Below are 18,499 nucleotides of genomic sequence, written 5' to 3' on the forward strand. Positions count from 1 at the left end.
CATTTCACCTACCCATTTCAACCTGTCCCGTGACGTTATAATTAGAGGAAAACTTTGGCAGGGATCAGGACTTGACTAGCACTGTTCCATTCATACAAACCAAGAAAACGTTCATCAGGCGAATAAGCCCTGAAAATGGTTTGTGATGCAACAGCATGAGCCGTCCGATTCGCAGTCATTGCTATTTTCTTCCCCTGTAATGCATGTACAGCTTCCCCGGCAGATAGTTCAATAAATGGGATATGTGAAATCGCCTGATCCATAGGAATCATATGCGCCTGCAGTAATCCTTGAACCTTCATTTGTTCAATCTGTTCAAATGTTAAGCACTGCTCTTGGCGAATACTGCCAGTCGATGTACGAATTAAACTTTTCATCACCGCCGGATATCCGAGAGCCTTGCCAATATCCACACACAAGGTTCTTATATAGGTACCTTTGGAGCAAGAAGCACGAAATTGAATCTCTGGATGTTTTTGCTGTAGGTCCAAATGGAGGATATCTAGCTTATGAATCGTCACTTTACGTGACTTCCGCTCTACTTCTTTGCCTTCGCGGGCTAATTCATAGAGTCGTTTCCCATCAATCTTCACTGCAGAGAACATCGGTGGAACCTGTTCAATTTCTCCGACAAAAGAATGAAGAACCTCACGGACTCTCATTTCATCCAAAGTCACTTGTGAAACTTCTTCCAACACAGTACCCGTCATATCCTCCGTATCGGTTGAAAGACCGATTCGAAGAACAGCTTCATACTCCTTAGGCAGATCCTGAATGTACTCAACCATTCGAGTTGCTCTACCTATACATAATGGCAAAACCCCGGTTACTTGCGGGTCGAGCGTTCCTGTGTGGCCGATGCGTTTGATCCCAAGGATACCTCTAACCTTGGCAACAACATCATGAGAAGTGAAGCCCGCTGGTTTCCATACAGGCAAAATGCCTTCTAACGTCATATGAGTTTGTTCCCTACTTCCTGAACCATTTTAGCTACTGCTTCCTCAAGCGTACCTTGGATTGTACAGCCTGAAGCACGAACATGGCCGCCACCGCCAAGTGATTGAGCAATCGCAGCAACGTCAACAAGTCCTGATGAGCGGAGACTTACTTTAATGACACCAACTGCTTTCTCTTTAAATAGCATGCCCACTTCCACGCCTTCCACATTACGCGGATAGTTGACAAGCCCATCCAGATCGTCGCTTGAGGCACCAGTTAACTCCAAATCTGCCAGAGAAACAGCAAGCCAGGCTAATTTACGATCATTCGCAAATGAGAGAGTAGATAAAGCTCTCTGGAGAAGTACTATTTGCGAGTAGGTGACTCTTTCCAGCACTTGCTCAGCTATGACAGAGCCCTGAACACCCAGTGATAACAAGGTTGCTCCAATTTGCATAACCTCAGGCGAGGTATTCGAATACCGAAAACCACCTGTGTCTGTCAACAAGCCCGTGTAAATGCAATCACCAAACTCCAAACTCGGTACAAGTTTCATATGTATGGCTAAATCATACAAAATTTGAACGGTTGCAGCGGCATCATGTTTAATCAAATGGCACGAACCAAATCTATCGTTCGTTGGATGGTGATCAACATTGAGCAGCCGTGCTTGGTCATCAAAAAGAGTGCTGATCCTACCCATTCTGGAGAAATCAGCACAATCTACACTTATGATGGTTTGATAACGTCTATCAGGAACTTCTTTGCCATAATCAAGTACTTGATTACTTCCCCATAAATAGGAAAATTTAGAGGGCATAGCGCCCTCATTGATCATTGTAAAGGATTTTCCCAGTTGTTTAAGAATCCAACCGGTTGCATACGTCGAACTGGCGGCATCCCCATCCGGTTGGATGTGAGATACCACCAGGAAATCATCATGCTGCTCGATAAACGTAGCTGCTGCTGCCAGCTGCTGGCTGTAGTCGGTGGCATGGTTCATTCCACTGCTCATACGCTTGAATTTCCTTCCTGATTAAGCTTGTGCAATAAGTTATCGATATGACTTCCATAATCAATAGAAGCATCGAACTTAAATTGCAACTCTGGAATTTTACGTAAACGAATTCGTTTGCCTAATTCCGAACGAATATATCCAGAACCTACAGAAAGCGCCTTAAGTGTTGCAGCTTTCTCTTCTTCTGTGCCCATTACGCTAAGAAAAACGCGAGCTAAGGATAAATCGTTCGTAACTTCTACACCAGTTACGGTCAAGAAACCAATGCGTGGATCTTTCAATTCGGACTGAACGATCTGGCTTAATTCTTTCTTTATTTGTTCGCCAACTCGACCTACACGAACTCTAGCCATTTGTCATCACCTCTCAACGGACTCCATGATGAAGGCTTCAATAATGTCGCCCTCTTTAATATCATGATAACGCTCAAGAGATATACCACATTCATAACCTTGTGCCACTTCTTTTTGGTCATCCTTGAATCGTTTCAGGGAGTCAATTTTACCTTCGTGCACGACAATACCGCTGCGGATCAAGCGTGTTTGTGCATTACGAGCAATTTTGCCTGAGATAATCATACATCCAGCAATTGTACCTGAACCCGTAATTTTGAACACATTACGTACTTCTGCTTGACCAAGTACAACTTCTTTAAAGATAGGATCCAACATGCCCTTCATAGCTTGCTCGATTTCTTCAATTACGTTGTAGATAATGTTATGCAGACGGATATCAACTTTCTCTTGATCTGCTGTTGCTTTCGCTGCAGGTTCAGGACGAACATTGAAACCGATAATAATCGCGTTAGATGCAGAAGCCAGAATAATATCAGACTCCGTAACAGCACCAACACCGTTGTGAAGAATTTTGACGCGAACGCCTTCTACTTCGATCTTCTCAAGGGAGCTTTTCAGGGCTTCAACAGAACCTTGAACGTCACCTTTGATGATTACATTGAGCTCTTTGATTTCGCCGTCTTTAATGTGTTTAAAGAGGTCATCCAATGTAACGCGTGAATTCGCCGTCATCTCGGATTGTCGAAGTGCAATGGAACGACGATCTGCAATGTCTCTTGCCTTACGCTCATCTTCATAAGCAAGGAATGGATCTCCAGCTTGTGGTACTTCTGTAAGACCCGTGATTTCAACTGGTGTTGAAGGACCCGCTTCTTTCAAACGTTTACCTTTATCATTCACCATCGCTCTTACGCGGCCGAAGCACACGCCAGCTACGAAGCTATCTCCGACTTTCAATGTACCATGTTGAATCAGGATTCTGGCAACTGGACCACGACCTTTATCCAACTCGGCTTCGATTACAGTCGCTCTAGCACGTTTGTTCGGGTTAGCCTTATACTCTTGAACTTCCGCAACAAGCAGAATCATTTCAAGTAGATTTTCAAGCCCAATCCTTTGTTTTGCGGAAATTTCGCAGAAAATCGTATCTCCGCCCCACTCTTCCGGAACCAACTCATAAGCCGTAAGTGCTTGTTTGATTTGATCTGGATTTGCGCCTTCTTTATCAATCTTGTTAACTGCTACAATGATCGGAACACCTGCCGCTTTAGCATGGTTAATAGCTTCAACGGTTTGTGGCATTACGCCGTCATCAGCAGCAACAACGATAATTGTAATATCGGTTACTTGTGCACCGCGGGCACGCATGGTTGTAAAAGCTTCGTGACCAGGCGTATCCAAGAAAGTGATTTTCTTTTGGTTAACTTCAACTTGGTAAGCACCGATGTGCTGTGTAATACCGCCTGCTTCACCCTCGGTTACACTTGTTTTACGAATAGCATCAAGTAACGTTGTTTTACCATGATCGACGTGACCCATGATCGTAACAACTGGCGGACGCTCAATCAGATCAGCCTCATCGTCAATTTCTTCGAAAGTCTCGAAATTGTCTTCTTCGACTTTAATCTTAATTTCTACTTCAACGCCAAACTCGGATGCAATCAATTGAATGGCTTCCAAATCAAGCTCTTGGTTGATTGTTGCCATTGTACCCAAGAATAAAAGCTTCTTAATAACTTCAGAAGCATCTTTGTGAAGTAATTTCGCTGTTTCACCAACGGTCATGCTGCCACGAACGATGATTTTCTTAGGTGTGTTGTCAATTTTCTCTTTTTTAACAGTTTCCTGTTGGTATCTGCCTCTATTGTTACCGCGTTGGTTGCCTCTGTTTTGTCCACCAGGCCCGCGATTTCCGCCGGAACGGTTATCATCAAAACGTTTAGGTGTTGGTTTGGATTTCTTAGTTGTAATTACACCCGCTTTTGCTGCTGCATCATCCAATTCAGCTGCTGTTGCTCCTACGTGGAACTGCGGCTTTGCTTCTTGAATGACAGGTCTTCCGCTTTGATTATTGTTGCGGTTATCAAACGGTTTAGACTGACGGTTAGGACCAGCACTGCGGTTCGGGCCTGCATTTTGCGGACGGCCGCTATTCGCGCTTTGTCCACCACCAGCTCCCGGTCCACTAGTCCCCTGACTTGGACGGGATCCTGCATAGTTACTATTGCTGCGTGGAGCTCCGCCTTGGCCTTGGCCTTGGCTGTAGCCTTGACCGCCGCTTGGACGTTGGCTATTGTAGCCGCCAGTGGAACCACTTGGACGCTGTCCACCTGGATTGGAACCTTGATAACCTGTACGTTGCCCACCTTGGCTGGAGCCTTGACCACTTGGACGCTGTCCACCTGGATTGGAACCTTGATAGCCCGTACGTTGCCCACCTTGGCTAGAGCCTTGGCCGCTAGGACGCTGCCCGCCTGGATTGGAACCTTGATAACCTGTACGTTGTCCACCTTGGCCTTGACTGTGCGGACGTTGCCCGCCTTGCGATGATCCTTGACCGCTTGGTCGTTGATCGCGCCCAGGCTGAGCAGGACGACTAGCCGTATTAGGCGTAGATTGTCCTTGAGGCGCTGTTACTGCACCATTGGTAGTCGTGCTGTTCGTTGGTTCTGAAGCAACTGGCTTCGAAGCCGGGGTTGCTGCACCTTTATTCTCTTGTGCTGGAGCCTGCGTTGCAGGATTCTGATTCGTCGTAGATGAACTCACATTTCCTCCGTCCGTAGCTGCTCGTTTGGCAGCCGCATTGGCTTTAATATCACGAAAAAACTTTTCTACACTGCTCACTGCGTCATTTTCCATTACACTCATATGATTGTTAACAGGAATATTCAGACGTTTGAGGATGGTTATAATTTCTTTGCTGCTCATATTGAGTTGCTTTGCGTATTCGTAAACGCGAGTCTTATCTTTATTGTCTTGTTTATTGGTCAATATGTTTCACCTCCGCAGGATTTTCTTGACTCTTCTGCAGCATCTGCGCGAAGCCTCCGTCCAATACACCTATGGTGACACGCATTTCTTTCCCAATGCTGCGGCCCAATTCATACTTCGTACCTATTTCCATGAGTTTAATCCCATAGAATTGGCATTTGTCTTGAAATTTCTTACGTGTATTAGCGGATGCATCCTCCGCCATAATGACAAGTTTGGCTTCTCCCGAGCGAATCGCTTTAAACACACCTTCATCACCGGTAACTAGCTTCCCTGCCCGCATCGCCAAACCCAATTGGGATAGAAATTTAGGATTCATCTTCGGACTCCTCCTCTTTAGAAGAGAGGAACTCATCTTCAACACGAATGAAATCTTGCTCCAATTGGTCATAAATATCGGCACCAACGGCATGCTTAAGGGCTCTATCCAGGGCTTTACTTTTCTTCGCTAATTTAAAACAAGAAACTTTACCGCACAGGTAGGCACCGCGCCCAGATTTTTTCCCTTTAAGATCTATGAGAATTTCATCTTCAGGCGTTTTGACGATGCGGATCAAGTCCCTCTTCGGCATCATTTCCTGGCAGGCCACGCATTTTCTCAGAGGGATTTTTCTCTGCTTCATTCCGATCACCCCTTGCTCCAAACAAAAACTTAATCGACACTCACAGAATCTTGATGCATTTCTTCGGAATAAGTTTTTACTCTGCCATATTCTTGTTCGGCTTGTGTTTCACTTTTGATGTCTATTTTCCAACCTGTCAATTTGGCAGCAAGACGAGCATTTTGCCCTTTGATTCCAATAGCCAGAGAAAGCTGATAGTCTGGTACAATGACACGCGCCATTTTTTCATTTTCATGAATTTGCACTTCAAGCACTTTGGAAGGGCTAAGCGCATTGGCTACGTATTCTTCCACGCTTTCCATCCAACGTACGATGTCTATTTTCTCGCCGCGCAGTTCGCTTACAATCGTTTGAACACGTAATCCTTTAGGCCCTACACAGGATCCTACTGGATCAACTTCAGCGTTGCGGGAATGAACAGCAATTTTGGATCGGAAACCGGCTTCACGCGCAACCGAACGAATCTCGACCACACCATCAAAGATCTCAGGAACTTCCAGTTCAAAAAGACGCTTCAACAGCCCTGGATGTGTTCTTGATAAAATGATTTGCGGTCCTTTCGTCGTATTTTCCACTTTCGTGATATACGCTTTAATCCGATCGCCTTGTTTGAACTTATCAGTAGGCATTAATTCAGTCAAAGGCAACACAGCCTCAACTTTACCCAAGTCCACATAAATGTTACGTTGATCTTGGCGTTGAAGGATACCTGTAACGATATCTTCTTCTTTGTCGATAAAAGCATTATAAATCAAGCCACGCTCGGCTTCACGAATGCGCTGAGTCACTACTTGTTTGGCAGTTTGAGCAGCAATACGTCCGAAATCACGAGGAGTCACTTCAATTTCAACGATATCTTCCAATTGGTAATTCGGATTAATTTCACGAGAAGCGTGGAGTGAAATTTCCAATCTTGGATCTAATACTTCCTCAGTTACGGTCTTACGGGCATATACCTTAATGAGGCCAGTATGGCGATTGATATCAACTCGCACGTTCTGTGCGGTGTTGAAATTACGTTTATAACTTGAAATCATCGCTGCTTCAATTGCATCGATAAGTAACTCCTTTGAGATACCTTTCTCACGTTCAATTTCCGACAGCGCTTCGATAAAATCCGTGTTCATTTGAACTGAGTCCCCCCTTTCAATAAGTAACGGTCACTAAAAAACGATAGCTAGACGAGCGCTTGCTACTTTAGCGAACGGGATAATAATTTTCTTTTTGCCAATTTCAATAACGAGGTCTTCCTCGTCAAAGGAAAGCAGCAAACCTTCAAATTCCTTGGAACCGTCTATCGGTTCATAGGTGGTAACAAATACATGACTATTCACAGCCTTGTGATAATCTTGTGTCTTCTTAAGCGGACGTTCCGCGCCTGGTGAAGAAACTTCCAAGAAATAGGCATCAGCAATGGGATCTTTCTCATCCAATTGAACACTTAAGTATTCACTGATGCGGCCGCAATCATCTATATCAATTCCGCCTTCCTTGTCTGCATAGACACGAAGGAACCAATTGCTGCCTTCTTTGACATATTCAATATCCACGAGTTCAAATCCATTTTGTTCAATGAAATCCTTCAGCATGTCCTCAATGACGGATTTGATTTGCGCTTGTGTAGCCACAGATAAATGTACCTCCTAAATTGACTTTCCATTATCGTATTCCGAAAAGTCCTATATCAAAATGTAAAGAGTGGGTTTCCCCACTCTTTAATCACAAGATGATATCCTCATTATTGCCAATAAAAATTATACCATAACCATTCTTTGCATTACAATAGCAAACTTGTTAATCATTTTCACTTGACAGCCTAAAGTTTTTCTTTAGAAAACTCACTTCGAAAGCTTAGAATAAGGACAATTGATTCGATTCCGGCAATCCGCGGAAGCATCCCATCGCGCTGAGCATCTCAATAACCGTCTTTGAGGCTTTGGATCGTTTCTGGAAATCTTCGATGGAAAGGAAGTCTCCCTCCTCTTTGGCAGCAGCAATATTTTGGGCTGCGTTATCTCCGATACCTGACATTGCCGCAAATGGCGGGATAAGTGACGTACCATCGATAATAAACCGCGTTGCATCCGAACGATAGATATCAATCGGTTTGAAACTGAAGCCACGGGACGTCATTTCGAGTGACATTTCCAAAATGGAAACCATCGCTTTTTCTTTCGGCAGCGCCTGGAAGCCTTTCTCTTCAATCTCAATCAACTTTTTAAGAATGGCATCATATCCTTGGCACAGAAGCTCTAGATCAAAGTCAGCCGCACGAACACTAAAATAAGTCGCATAGTAGGCTATCGGATGATAAACCTTAAAGTAAGCTGTACGAACAGCAGAGATAACGTAAGCGGCAGCATGCGCCTTTGGAAACATATATTCAATCCGTTCACAAGATTCAATATACCAAGCTGGCACATTACAGCGTTTCATCTCATCTTTCCATTCATCTGTAAGCCCCTTACCTTTACGAACACTCTCGGTAATTTTGAAAGCAAGACCTGCATCCATTCCTGCCTTATAAATCAAGAAGAGCATGATATCATCCCGACAACCAATAACCGTCTTAATGTTGCATATCCCTTTTTTAATTAACTCCTGTGCATTACCAAGCCAAACTCCCGTTCCATGTGATAAACCGGAAATTTGCAGTAAATCGGCAAAGGAGCTTGGCTGCGTTTCCTGAAGCATCTGACGAACGAACTTGGTTCCCATTTCCGGAACACCATAAGTAGCTACTGGGGAACGAATTTGATCCGGTCTGACTCCAATCGCCTCAGTCGAGTTGAAAATGCTCATCGCTTTCGGATCATTCATAGGTATGGTCGTTGGATCAATACCCGTTAAATCTTGCAGCATCCGCATCATCGTCGGGTCGTCGTGTCCGAGAATATCAAGTTTCAGCAAATTGGCATCAAAGGCATGATAATCAAAATGGGTTGTTTTCCATTCTGAATTCTTATCATCTGCTGGATATTGTACGGGTGTGATATCATCAACTTCCATATAATCGGGTACAACGACAATACCGCCGGGATGTTGACCTGTACTTCTCTTCACACCTGTACAGCCTGCAGCTAGTCGGCTTATCTCAGCACCGCGCCATTTCTGGCCTTGCTCTTCTTCATACTTCTTAACGAATCCGAATGCTGTCTTCTCGGCGACAGTACCGATGGTACCCGCACGGAATACATTCTTCTCACCAAAAATTTCTTTTGTAAAATTATGCGCAATCGGTTGATAAACGCCAGAGAAGTTCAAATCGATATCGGGAACCTTGTCCCCTTTAAAGCCTAGAAACGTCTCGAACGGAATGTCGTGACCGTCACCTTTTAAATTCCCCCCGCAATTCGGGCAAACTTTGTTCGGAAGATCGAATCCACTCGGAACACTCCCGTCCAGGAACCACTCACTATGCTGACAAGATAGACATATATAATGAGGAGGAAGCGGATTAACCTCGGAAATGCCTAACATCATCGCAACGACGGAAGAACCAACGGAACCCCTTGAACCTACGAGATAGCCATCCGCATTCGACTTTTTCACAAGACGTTCGGAAATCAAATAGTTGGCAGAGAAACCGAACTTAATAATCGGAACAAGCTCTTTCTCAAGCCGGGCTATAATGACTTCCGGAAGTTCGTCTCCATACATAGCCTTCGCAGTATTATAACAAGTCGTCCGAATTTCTTCGTCGGCTCCTTCGATGATGGGTGTGAACAGCTTATCCGGGAATAGTTCAATGACTTCGAACCGATCTGCCAGATCATTCGTACTGCGCACGACAACTTCAAGTGCTTTCTCTTCACCAAGAAACTTGAATTCTTCCAGCATCTCTTTGGTCGTACGGAAGTGAGCATCCGGTTTTTTCATGGTTTTCAGTGGACTAAATCCGGTAATTCCATTAATGGCAATATCTCTGCATACTTTCTCACGAGGATTCAGATAATGCGCATTCCCTGTAGCAATAACCGGTTTACCGGTCTTATAACCAATTTCACAAACACGTCGTACCGCATTCTCTAAATCTTCGACACTCCCCACGAGACCCTTCTCTACCAGATGCATGTTATAGCTCACTGGTTGAATCTCGAGAATGTCATAGAACTCGGCCACTTGCTCGGCTTCTTCGATTGATTTATTTAGAACGGCTTCAAAGAATTCCCCTTTTTCACAGCCGGAGGTAATAAGAAGACCTTCTCTATGCTCTACTAGAACACTTTTTGGAATCGTTGCGGAGCGTTGTAAATACGTTGTATGGGATAAGGATATAAGTTTGAATAAGTTCTTTTTCCCAACGGCATTTAGCGCGTAAACACAACAATGGAAAGGGCGCTGATTAGACAAATCTTTTCCTACATAATCATTCAATTTAGCAAGATTCGTTATTTGTCGATCATTAGCCTCGTTAATTAAATGATACAAAACAAAACCTAAGGCAATAGAGTCATCAATCGCTCGGTGATGGTTGTCCAAGCCTACTTTAAATTTATCCGACAAGGTGTTCAAACGATGGTTCTTCATTGATGGGAATAAAAATCTAGCAAGCTCAAGGGTATCCAGTACGGAGTTCGTAACCTCTGGCAATCCCATACGCTTCAAATTCGCTTGAAGGAAACCCATATCAAACCGTGCATTATGGGCTACGAGAACGCAATCACCGACAAACTCAATGAACTTAGGAAGCTCGTCCTCGATATCAGGCGCATCTTTTACCATATCATCGTTAATGTTCGTTAGTTGTTGAATGTTATAAGGAATTTTCTCGTGAGGATTAATGAACGTTGCAAACCGCTCAATTTCTTTACCGTCCTGCATTTTAACACCAGCAAGCTCAATAATTCGGTTATTGGTAACAGAAAGCCCCGTTGTTTCTACGTCGAATATCACATATGTGGCTTGCTTCAGATCCATATCTCTACCATTCATCACAATAGGAACAGAGTCATTCACAACGTTAGCTTCCACACCATAAATCACTTTAATCCCATGCTTTTTGGCTGCTTTTCCTGCATCAGGGAAACATTGAATGTTACTATGATCAGTAACCGCTATGGCTTTATGTCCCCATTTAGCGGCCATTTTCACATATTGATCAATAGGAGTTAAAGCATCCATAGTACTCATGGTCGTGTGCAAATGAAACTCAACGCGCTTCTCAGCTGCATCGTCCATCCGATCTCTAGGTGCCATAACTTCATACAAATCATTCGGAATCATGACAAGTTCAGGAATTTGCATGAAACGATCATACTCGACCTTGCCTCGAGCTCTAATCCATGTTCCATTTGCAAGCAAGCTCATAATTTTCACATCATCTTTGGTTTTCGCAAATACCTTCATCGCCAAAGAATCGGTAAAATCAGTCAGGTTAAATGTATATAACGTGTTCCCGTTTCTCAATTCCTTGACATCTAGCCCAAATACGGTACCCTGAACTGCCACTTTCTTCTCTTCTTCTTGAATGTCCTTGATTGGCGTCGGTACCTCTTTGATATCAATGCCCATGACAAGCTTGAGATCCGTATCTGGTAATGAAGATTCTTCTTCTTCCATGTCGATGGACATCATGATCTCTTGGGTAATGGTCTTCTCGCCTTGCTCGCGCTGCTTCGCAAATTTCTCGTACTCAGCCTCGATCTCGGTAGAATCACTAACCGCATACTTTACGTTTAATTCTGTTTGAAAAAAGTTATGAAAAAAGTTCCGTATGAACATATCTACATTTTTCTTTTTAGCAAGTTCAAGTCCAATCTGATCTAGCATGATGAGAGTTAGCGTGTGACCTTGTACCACAACCCTTGCTTTTGACATCCAACCATTAATCGATGCAACTTCACGCTGCAGCCATTCCATAAACAGGCTCCAGTATTCATCTACCAAAGCCGCGGGTTCTGCTTGCTCAAATTTCCAAATAAAACGAATCTTCGCAATTTGAGCAAACTTCTCTTGGATCATTTTACAAAATGAACGGTACGTGTTTTGAGGCACTATTTCATTTTTCACCAAATAAAAGGTCCAGTCGCGATTTTTACGACTAATTTCTACTTGCTCGATGTAGCCTTCCGCAAAAAATGACCGCACGATATCGGCTGGAATCTCGGCTTGCTGCATCAAAAGCTCAAAGCGATTCCGTTTATCAGCCAAATTACTCATGAACAGCCTCCCCATAAAAATACGAAGGGCAATGGAATTGTTGCTTCCATTTGCCCTTGATTGTAATTAATAACTTCGGCCAAAAACGACCGTATGTTTAGCAGCATCGCCGCAAACCAGACATGTTGATTTCGTTTCTGAAGGATTGAAAGGAATATTTCGGCTTGTTGCCCCCGTCTCTTCCTTCACTTGATCTTCACAAACATTAGACCCGCACCAGCCGGCCAAAGCAAATCCGCGTTTGGTCTCTAGGAATGATTTGAACTCATCAATAGAATCTACCGCAATGTAATGCTCGTCACGGAACTGCTTCGCTTTATCATACATCTGCTGATGAATCTCAGCAAGTAAATTTTGAACTTCCTGAACAAAGTCAGCTTGCTGAACAGTTTTCTTCTCCCCGCTTACACGAGAAACGAGAACGACTTGTCCATTTTCCATGTCACGAGGACCTAATTCAACACGGATCGGTACACCACGCATTTCATATTCATTAAATTTCCAACCTGGGCTTTGGTCAGCTCGGTCATCCACTTTAACACGAACGCCTGCTTTCTTTAGCTCTGCAAACAATTCGTCAACACGCCCAATAACTTGTTCCCGTGTTTTTGGAGGACCAATTGGAATCATGATGACTTGTGTAGGGGCTACTTTAGGAGGCAATACCAACCCACGATCGTCGCCATGAGCCATGATAAGCGCACCGATGAGTCGAGTACTAACTCCCCATGAAGTCGTATGGGCAAATTGATGCTGATTCTCACGGTCCAAGAACTTGATATCGAAAGCGACTGCAAAATTCGTACCCAGATAGTGAGAGGTGCCAGCTTGCACCGCTTTCCCATCTTTCATCATTGCCTCGATAGAGAATGTATCGACAGCACCCGCGAATTTCTCAGAAGGAGTCTTCTGCCCAACAATGACAGGGATTGCTAAGAAATCTTCCGCAAATTCGCGGTATACTTCCAGCATCTGCATCGTTTCACGGCGAGCATCCTGCTCGTCTTCATGAGCCGTATGACCTTCCTGCCACAGGAACTCCGTAGTACGAAGGAAAGGCAATGTCCGCTTCTCCCATCGAACTACGTTAGCCCATTGATTAATCAAAAGCGGAAGATCGCGATAGGAGTTGATCCATTCTGAATACATGTGACCAATCATCGTTTCCGAAGTTGGACGAATAGCTAGTCGCTCTTCGAGCTTCTCTCCACCTGCTTCAGTGACCCAAGGCAGCTCTGGATTAAAGCCTTCCACGTGTTCTTTTTCCTTCTGGAAAAAACTTTCTGGAATAAATAAAGGGAAATAGGCGTTCCGGTGACCCGTTTCTTTGAATTTGCTATCGAGTTCACGTTGAATGTTTTCCCAGATTTCATAGCCATCCGGTTTAAATACGATACATCCGCGAACTGGCGAATAGCTCATCAAATCAGCTTTCTTGATTACGTCTATGTACCAACGGGAGAAATCCTCTCCCTGTGGTGTAATCTCTTTAACAAACTGTTTATCGTTTGACATAAACCCTCCTACAATATTAGGACTATCCCTTAATTAATCTTAAAATATCATTGTAAGTAACTGCCACCATGAGAAGCATTAGCAATGCAAAACCAACAAAATGAACCATACTTTCTCGATTCGGATCTATTGGCTTCCCACGTAATGCCTCTAGACCCATAAATAGAAGTCGACTTCCATCTAAAGCTGGAATAGGCAGGAGATTAAATATACCTAGATACAAGCTCAATGTTGCTGCCCATGAGATTAAGTAAGTAATTCCCATTTTGGCAAACTCAGCTGATACTTGAGCTGTACGGACAGGTCCGCCTAGATCATCAAGTTTAAACTGCAGCATTACAAGCTTCTGTAAACCAGTCACAATGCCAATCGTTGTTCCAACAACTTGCTCATAAGTGCCAGTTAACACTTCGCTAAAGGTTGCACTTCTACGATCCCCTGAAATGACTACACCTAGCTTACCAGCCCCTGCTTCCATTTCAGGTGTAACTTGAAGTGTAATTGGATTACCTGAACGATCCACAACCCAGGTCATAGGCTTTCCTGCAGATGATTGAATCGAGGTGACAAGCTTCTCGCGGTCATCACCAATCGGCTGATTATCAATTGATATAATGATATCCCCTTTGTGGAGACCCGATTTCTCGCCTGCCTTACCTGCAAGCACAGAATCTAGCTTGACGTTCGTAAATACGCCCGACATAATAACAACGATAAAGAACAACACAATGGCGAGTATGAAGTTCATCACAGGCCCCATCACAATAGCAATAGCTCTCTGACCAACTGTTTTCGAACCAAACTGACGATCATATGGAGCAATCTGTGTTTCTGTCCCTTTGGTCACCATCATCGCTTGTGGATCAATGGGATAAGTAACTCTTTCTCCGTCAACATCAAGTGATACTTGAAGCGCTCTCTCTAGATCAATTTGTTCCACGACACCAATGATAACATTTGAGCGTCGATCTAGTTGATCAAGATAAAGAGATGACACTTGATCTTGTTTATTTAATTTAACGGCAACCGTTTGTCCAGGGTTCACTTGGACAATTTCCGGGTCTTCCCCTGCCATGCGAACGAATCCACCAATTGGCAGAATACGCAAGGTATATCGAGTTTCCCCTTTTTTATATGAGAAAATTTTGGGTCCAAAACCGATTGCAAATTCCCGAACTAAGATGCCTGCACGTTTCGCAAAATAAAAATGACCCCATTCATGAATCGTAACGAGAACGAAAAACAACAAAATAACCTTCAATCCCACTTCTATGGCTGACAAGTCGTATTTCCTCCTTCGAGTTTTCTTCAGAAAACTTACCTATGTTTGCAAAAACCATATCGTTTTCGTTTGAAAACCTGCCTTTTAAGCATCCACTTATGGACAGCATGTTCTTAGATTACCATTATTGAACTGCTGAATACAAGCTATGCTCTTTTAGCACAGTATACGAGCTGGGAGATTGAATTAGACTTTACTTTATAAAGCGCCTAGGTGATAGATTGAAAAAAGAGCCGAGCCAACCTCGCTGACCTAAGCTCTCATGAAATTAAAAAACGATGGATGATGCAAAGGCTCTTGCCCAAATATCCTGCTCATGAATGACTTCTAAATGAGGGTTTGAATGGGATTCGTGTTTCTGCAAAACAACTTCAATGATCTGTTCAATTTGCAAGAACTTAATCTCACCTTTGAGGAACCGTGCAACAGCTATTTCGTTCGCTGCATTATAAACAGTAGGTGTAGTACCTCCCTGTTTACCGCTCTCAAAGGCCATTCGTAAACACGGATACCGATTGTAATCCATTTCACGGAAATGAAGCTTTCCGATGGCAGCCAAATCTAGTCGATTGGTCGGCGTCGGATATCTGTCTGGATAAGTTAATGCGTATTGAATAGGAACTCGCATATCCGGATTACCAAGTTGAGCAATAACACTATTATCAACAAACTCTACAAAGGAATGAATGACACTTTCAGGATGAATGAGGACATCTATTTGGTCATAGGAGAGATCAAATAACCAATGAGCCTCAATGACCTCAAGACCTTTATTAACCATCGTCGCGGAATCGATCGTAATCTTGGCTCCCATCGACCAATTCGGATGTTGGAGGGCTTGTTCGACCGTTACTCCCTCTAACTCTTCACGCGATCGATCGCGAAAGGAACCACCAGAAGCAGTAAGCGTTATTTTCGAAATTTGTGAGCGATTCTCACCATTCAAACATTGAAATATAGCCGAATGCTCACTATCAATAGGCAGCAAAGACACACCTTTTCGACGAATAGCATCCTTTACAATATGGCCTGCACTCACTAACGTCTCTTTATTTGCAAGACCAATGTGTTTGCCGGCTTCAATCGCGGCCATTGTAGGCTTAAGTCCCTGACTCCCTACCAAAGCTGTTACAACCAGTTCTGCATCTGTCGATGCGGCAACTTCCAATAATCCCTCTTCACCATATAACACCTTGGTCGATGATGAAACATTCTTGGAAACTTCGTCGGCCAGCTCCTTGGTCGCTATGGATACTACTTTTGGGTGAAACTTTTTCACCTGTTCAATCAATAATTGACTATTATAACCGCCAGATAATGCTTCGATTTGAAATTTATCAGGGGCATGCTGGACAATATCTAAGGTTTGTGTACCAATAGATCCTGTTGAACCCAGAATGGCAATCCGTTTCATCATATTCCACCTCGCCTATGACTATTAGTGAGTAAGAATTCCCAGCCAATGAATAAATGGAAATACGATAAGCCAACTATCCATACGATCGAGTACACCACCGTGCCCGGGAAGTAAGGCTCCCGTATCTTTAATACCCTTTACTCGTTTATAAGCAGACTGTATTAAGTCTCCGACTTGTCCAACAACAGCAATCACGAAGCCAAGCACCAATGCCTTGCCAAGTCCCAGTAAATCCGGTGCATACCAGGCGAAAGCAAGTGCGGCAATCATCGAAATAACGACGCCACCAACGGCTCCCTCAATTGACTTCTTAGGACTGATTTGAGGCCATAGAAGATGTTTTCCTAGCTTCGAACCGACAAAATAAGCTCCTGAATCCGAAGCCCAAATACATACAAACACAACGATTGACCAAAATAAGCCATGCTCCATTAAGCGTGCAGCAATCATATAATTGAATCCAAAACCTATGTAAATGACACCAAGTAAAACAACAGAAACCTGATCGATTGTAATCGTATTTTTTGAAGCAACTGTAATGAAAAGCAAGACAAACATAGTCAGCCAAATCATGGCAGTCGAAGAAACGGGAAGTGAACCACCAAATGCCTCCCACGGCACCGTTAAGTATAACAAAGAGATTAAACCAACAACCGCTGTTAATCTATACTTCGTGTAGCCATTCATTTGCATATACTCACGATAGCCGATAATTGACAATAACACGATTAACCCAGCGTACCAATAACCACCCAATACTAATAACGTAATGAAAACGAGCCCGGCAATGACTCCCGTGATGATCCTTTGCTTCAAGTTGAATCCTCCTAGATGAACACGCGCCGGAAGCATACGAAGTGATTAGATACCTCCGTATCTTCTCCCGCGGCGCTGATATTCTGCAATTGCTTGCATAAATAATGATTCCGTGAATTCCGGCCAGTATGCCTCCGTAAACCAAAGCTCCGAATATGCTAATTGCCAAAGAAGAAAGTTGCTAAGTCTAAGCTCACCACTTGTTCGAATTAACAAATCTGGATCTGGTAAATCCGAGGTTAACATATAGGAAGAAAAACTTGCCTCATCCAAATCTTCTATTTGTAGTTTGCCATTTTGAACATCACGAATCATATCCTGAACACCAGCAATCATTTCTTTACGTCCACCATAATTTAAGGCAAAGTTAAGAATGAGTCCTGTATTATCTTTCGTCCGTTCGATAGCTCCCTCAATCGCTTTGAGTGTGTAATCAGGTAAGCCTTCTTTCCAACCCGTCATTCGGATACGAACATTGTTTTCGATCAACTCTTCAATTTCTAAAGGAAAAAATTCTTGAGGAAGTTTCATTAGAAATTCGACTTCTTCCTTCGGTCTTTTCCAATTTTCCGTTGAAAAAGCATACATTGTTAGCACTTTAACACCGATCTCATTTGCAGCCATCGTAATTTTCTTAACATTTTTCATCCCGGAATGATGCCCTGCTACACGAGGCAAGCCTCTTTGCTTAGCCCAACGACCGTTCCCGTCCATAATGATAGCGACATGTGCTGGCACTTTATCTAATTCGATAGCTGGTATAGCTGAAGAAACAGACTTACCATTAATTCCTAACCATTTCTTAAATAGCTTGAGCACAGTTGTTCCTCCCAACTAGGGAAAGATGAAAAACCCCCAGCGAATACCCGGGGGCATATCTATCTTATACTTCCATGATTTCTTTTTCTTTAGCAGCCAAAACTTTCTCAACTTCAGCTACGAATTTATCCGTAAACTTTTGGATATCCTCTTGATGTTTGCGGGACTCGTCTTCAGAGATCCCTGCTTTTTCTAACTTTTTGATCTCATCGTTGGCATCGCGACGGATGTTACGAATAGCGATCTTGGCTTCCTCGCCAAATTTCTTCGTCATTTTCACTAGATCACTACGACGCTCTTCTGTTAAAGCAGGAATAACAATTCGAATAACCAATCCGTCATTAGATGGCGTTAATCCTAAGTCAGACTTCATAATCGCTTTCTCAATCGATGTCATCGAACTTTTGTCCCATGGTTGAATGAGTAAAGTACGTGAATCAGGTGTTGTTAAATTCGCAAGTTGATTCACAGGTGTCATCGCTCCGTAATATTCCACTTGGATGCGATCTAATAAAGATGGCGTAGCACGGCCTGCACGAAGAGAAGTTAAATCTCTTCTTAATGCGCCAATTGCTTTATCCATCCGATCTTCTGCATTCTTTTTTACTGATTGTGGCATGG

General features: G+C 43.4%; 15 protein-coding genes. All 15 read right to left on the bottom strand.

The features are described 5' to 3' along the window. Positions 1-41: 41 nt before the first annotated feature. The 15 genes from truB to frr all read right to left on the bottom strand — a co-directional run bounded on the left by truB (position 42) and on the right by frr (position 18,497). Positions 42-956 carry a tRNA pseudouridine(55) synthase TruB gene (gene truB / locus ASG85_RS00705; protein ID WP_060645118.1) on the bottom strand — a complete coding sequence of 305 codons (915 nt, stop codon included), beginning with the start codon at positions 954-956 and terminating at the stop codon, positions 42-44. Beyond that, positions 953-1,954 carry a DHH family phosphoesterase gene (locus ASG85_RS00710; RefSeq protein WP_060645119.1) on the bottom strand — a complete coding sequence of 334 codons (1,002 nt, stop codon included), beginning with the start codon at positions 1,952-1,954 and terminating at the stop codon, positions 953-955. The genes truB and ASG85_RS00710 overlap by 4 nt, the downstream gene beginning before the upstream one ends. Continuing rightward, positions 1,951-2,310 (bottom strand): 30S ribosome-binding factor RbfA, encoded by a 360-nt coding sequence (gene rbfA / locus ASG85_RS00715; RefSeq protein ID WP_057301522.1) that lies wholly within the window; start codon positions 2,308-2,310, stop codon positions 1,951-1,953. The genes ASG85_RS00710 and rbfA overlap by 4 nt, the downstream gene beginning before the upstream one ends. A 6-nt stretch (positions 2,311-2,316) precedes the next feature. Then, on the bottom strand, positions 2,317-5,244 hold the full coding sequence (gene infB, locus ASG85_RS00720) for a translation initiation factor IF-2 (RefSeq protein ID WP_063860109.1): 2,928 nt from the start codon (positions 5,242-5,244) through the stop codon (positions 2,317-2,319). Beyond that, positions 5,234-5,563 (bottom strand): L7Ae/L30e/S12e/Gadd45 family ribosomal protein, encoded by a 330-nt coding sequence (locus ASG85_RS00725; protein ID WP_235549131.1) that lies wholly within the window; start codon positions 5,561-5,563, stop codon positions 5,234-5,236. Before ASG85_RS00725 ends, infB begins: the two co-directional genes overlap by 11 nt. Further along, positions 5,553-5,867, bottom strand: a complete 315-nt coding sequence (gene rnpM, locus ASG85_RS00730; RefSeq protein WP_029195245.1) for an RNase P modulator RnpM — start codon at positions 5,865-5,867, stop codon at positions 5,553-5,555. The genes ASG85_RS00725 and rnpM overlap by 11 nt, the downstream gene beginning before the upstream one ends. Before the next feature lie 29 nt (positions 5,868-5,896). Then, complete coding sequence (gene nusA, locus ASG85_RS00735) at positions 5,897-6,994, bottom strand: transcription termination factor NusA (protein ID WP_047672911.1); 1,098 nt, start codon at positions 6,992-6,994, stop codon at positions 5,897-5,899. A gap of 36 nt (positions 6,995-7,030) precedes the next feature. Continuing rightward, complete coding sequence (rimP, locus tag ASG85_RS00740) at positions 7,031-7,495, bottom strand: ribosome maturation factor RimP (protein ID WP_268795861.1); 465 nt, start codon at positions 7,493-7,495, stop codon at positions 7,031-7,033. A 223-nt stretch (positions 7,496-7,718) separates the two neighbouring features. Then, on the bottom strand, positions 7,719-12,029 hold the full coding sequence (locus ASG85_RS00745) for a PolC-type DNA polymerase III (protein ID WP_060645120.1): 4,311 nt from the start codon (positions 12,027-12,029) through the stop codon (positions 7,719-7,721). 66 nt (positions 12,030-12,095) lie between these two features. Further along, positions 12,096-13,544: a proline--tRNA ligase gene (gene proS / locus ASG85_RS00750; RefSeq protein ID WP_060645121.1), complete on the bottom strand. Its 1,449-nt coding sequence runs from the start codon at positions 13,542-13,544 to the stop codon at positions 12,096-12,098. Positions 13,545-13,566: 22 nt separating this feature from the next. Further along, positions 13,567-14,826 (bottom strand): RIP metalloprotease RseP, encoded by a 1,260-nt coding sequence (gene rseP / locus ASG85_RS00755; RefSeq protein ID WP_060645122.1) that lies wholly within the window; start codon positions 14,824-14,826, stop codon positions 13,567-13,569. Positions 14,827-15,094: 268 nt separating this feature from the next. Further along, positions 15,095-16,240 carry a 1-deoxy-D-xylulose-5-phosphate reductoisomerase gene (locus tag ASG85_RS00760; RefSeq protein WP_060645123.1) on the bottom strand — a complete coding sequence of 382 codons (1,146 nt, stop codon included), beginning with the start codon at positions 16,238-16,240 and terminating at the stop codon, positions 15,095-15,097. A gap of 24 nt (positions 16,241-16,264) precedes the next feature. Then, entirely contained in the window at positions 16,265-17,059 is a 795-nt protein-coding gene (locus ASG85_RS00765; RefSeq protein WP_057301528.1) for a phosphatidate cytidylyltransferase, read from the bottom strand. Between the two features lie 45 nt (positions 17,060-17,104). After that, a complete protein-coding gene (locus ASG85_RS00770; protein ID WP_057301529.1) occupies positions 17,105-17,878 on the bottom strand; it encodes an isoprenyl transferase in 774 nt (257 codons plus the stop codon). A gap of 64 nt (positions 17,879-17,942) precedes the next feature. Beyond that, positions 17,943-18,497, bottom strand: coding sequence for a ribosome recycling factor (gene frr, locus ASG85_RS00775; protein ID WP_029195236.1), 555 nt, complete (start codon positions 18,495-18,497; stop codon positions 17,943-17,945). Between the last annotated feature and the right edge of the window lie 2 nt (positions 18,498-18,499).

Origin of the sequence: Paenibacillus sp. Soil724D2 (genome assembly GCF_001427935.1) — a bacterium.
Classification (GTDB): Bacteria; Bacillota; Bacilli; order Paenibacillales; family NBRC-103111; genus Paenibacillus_E.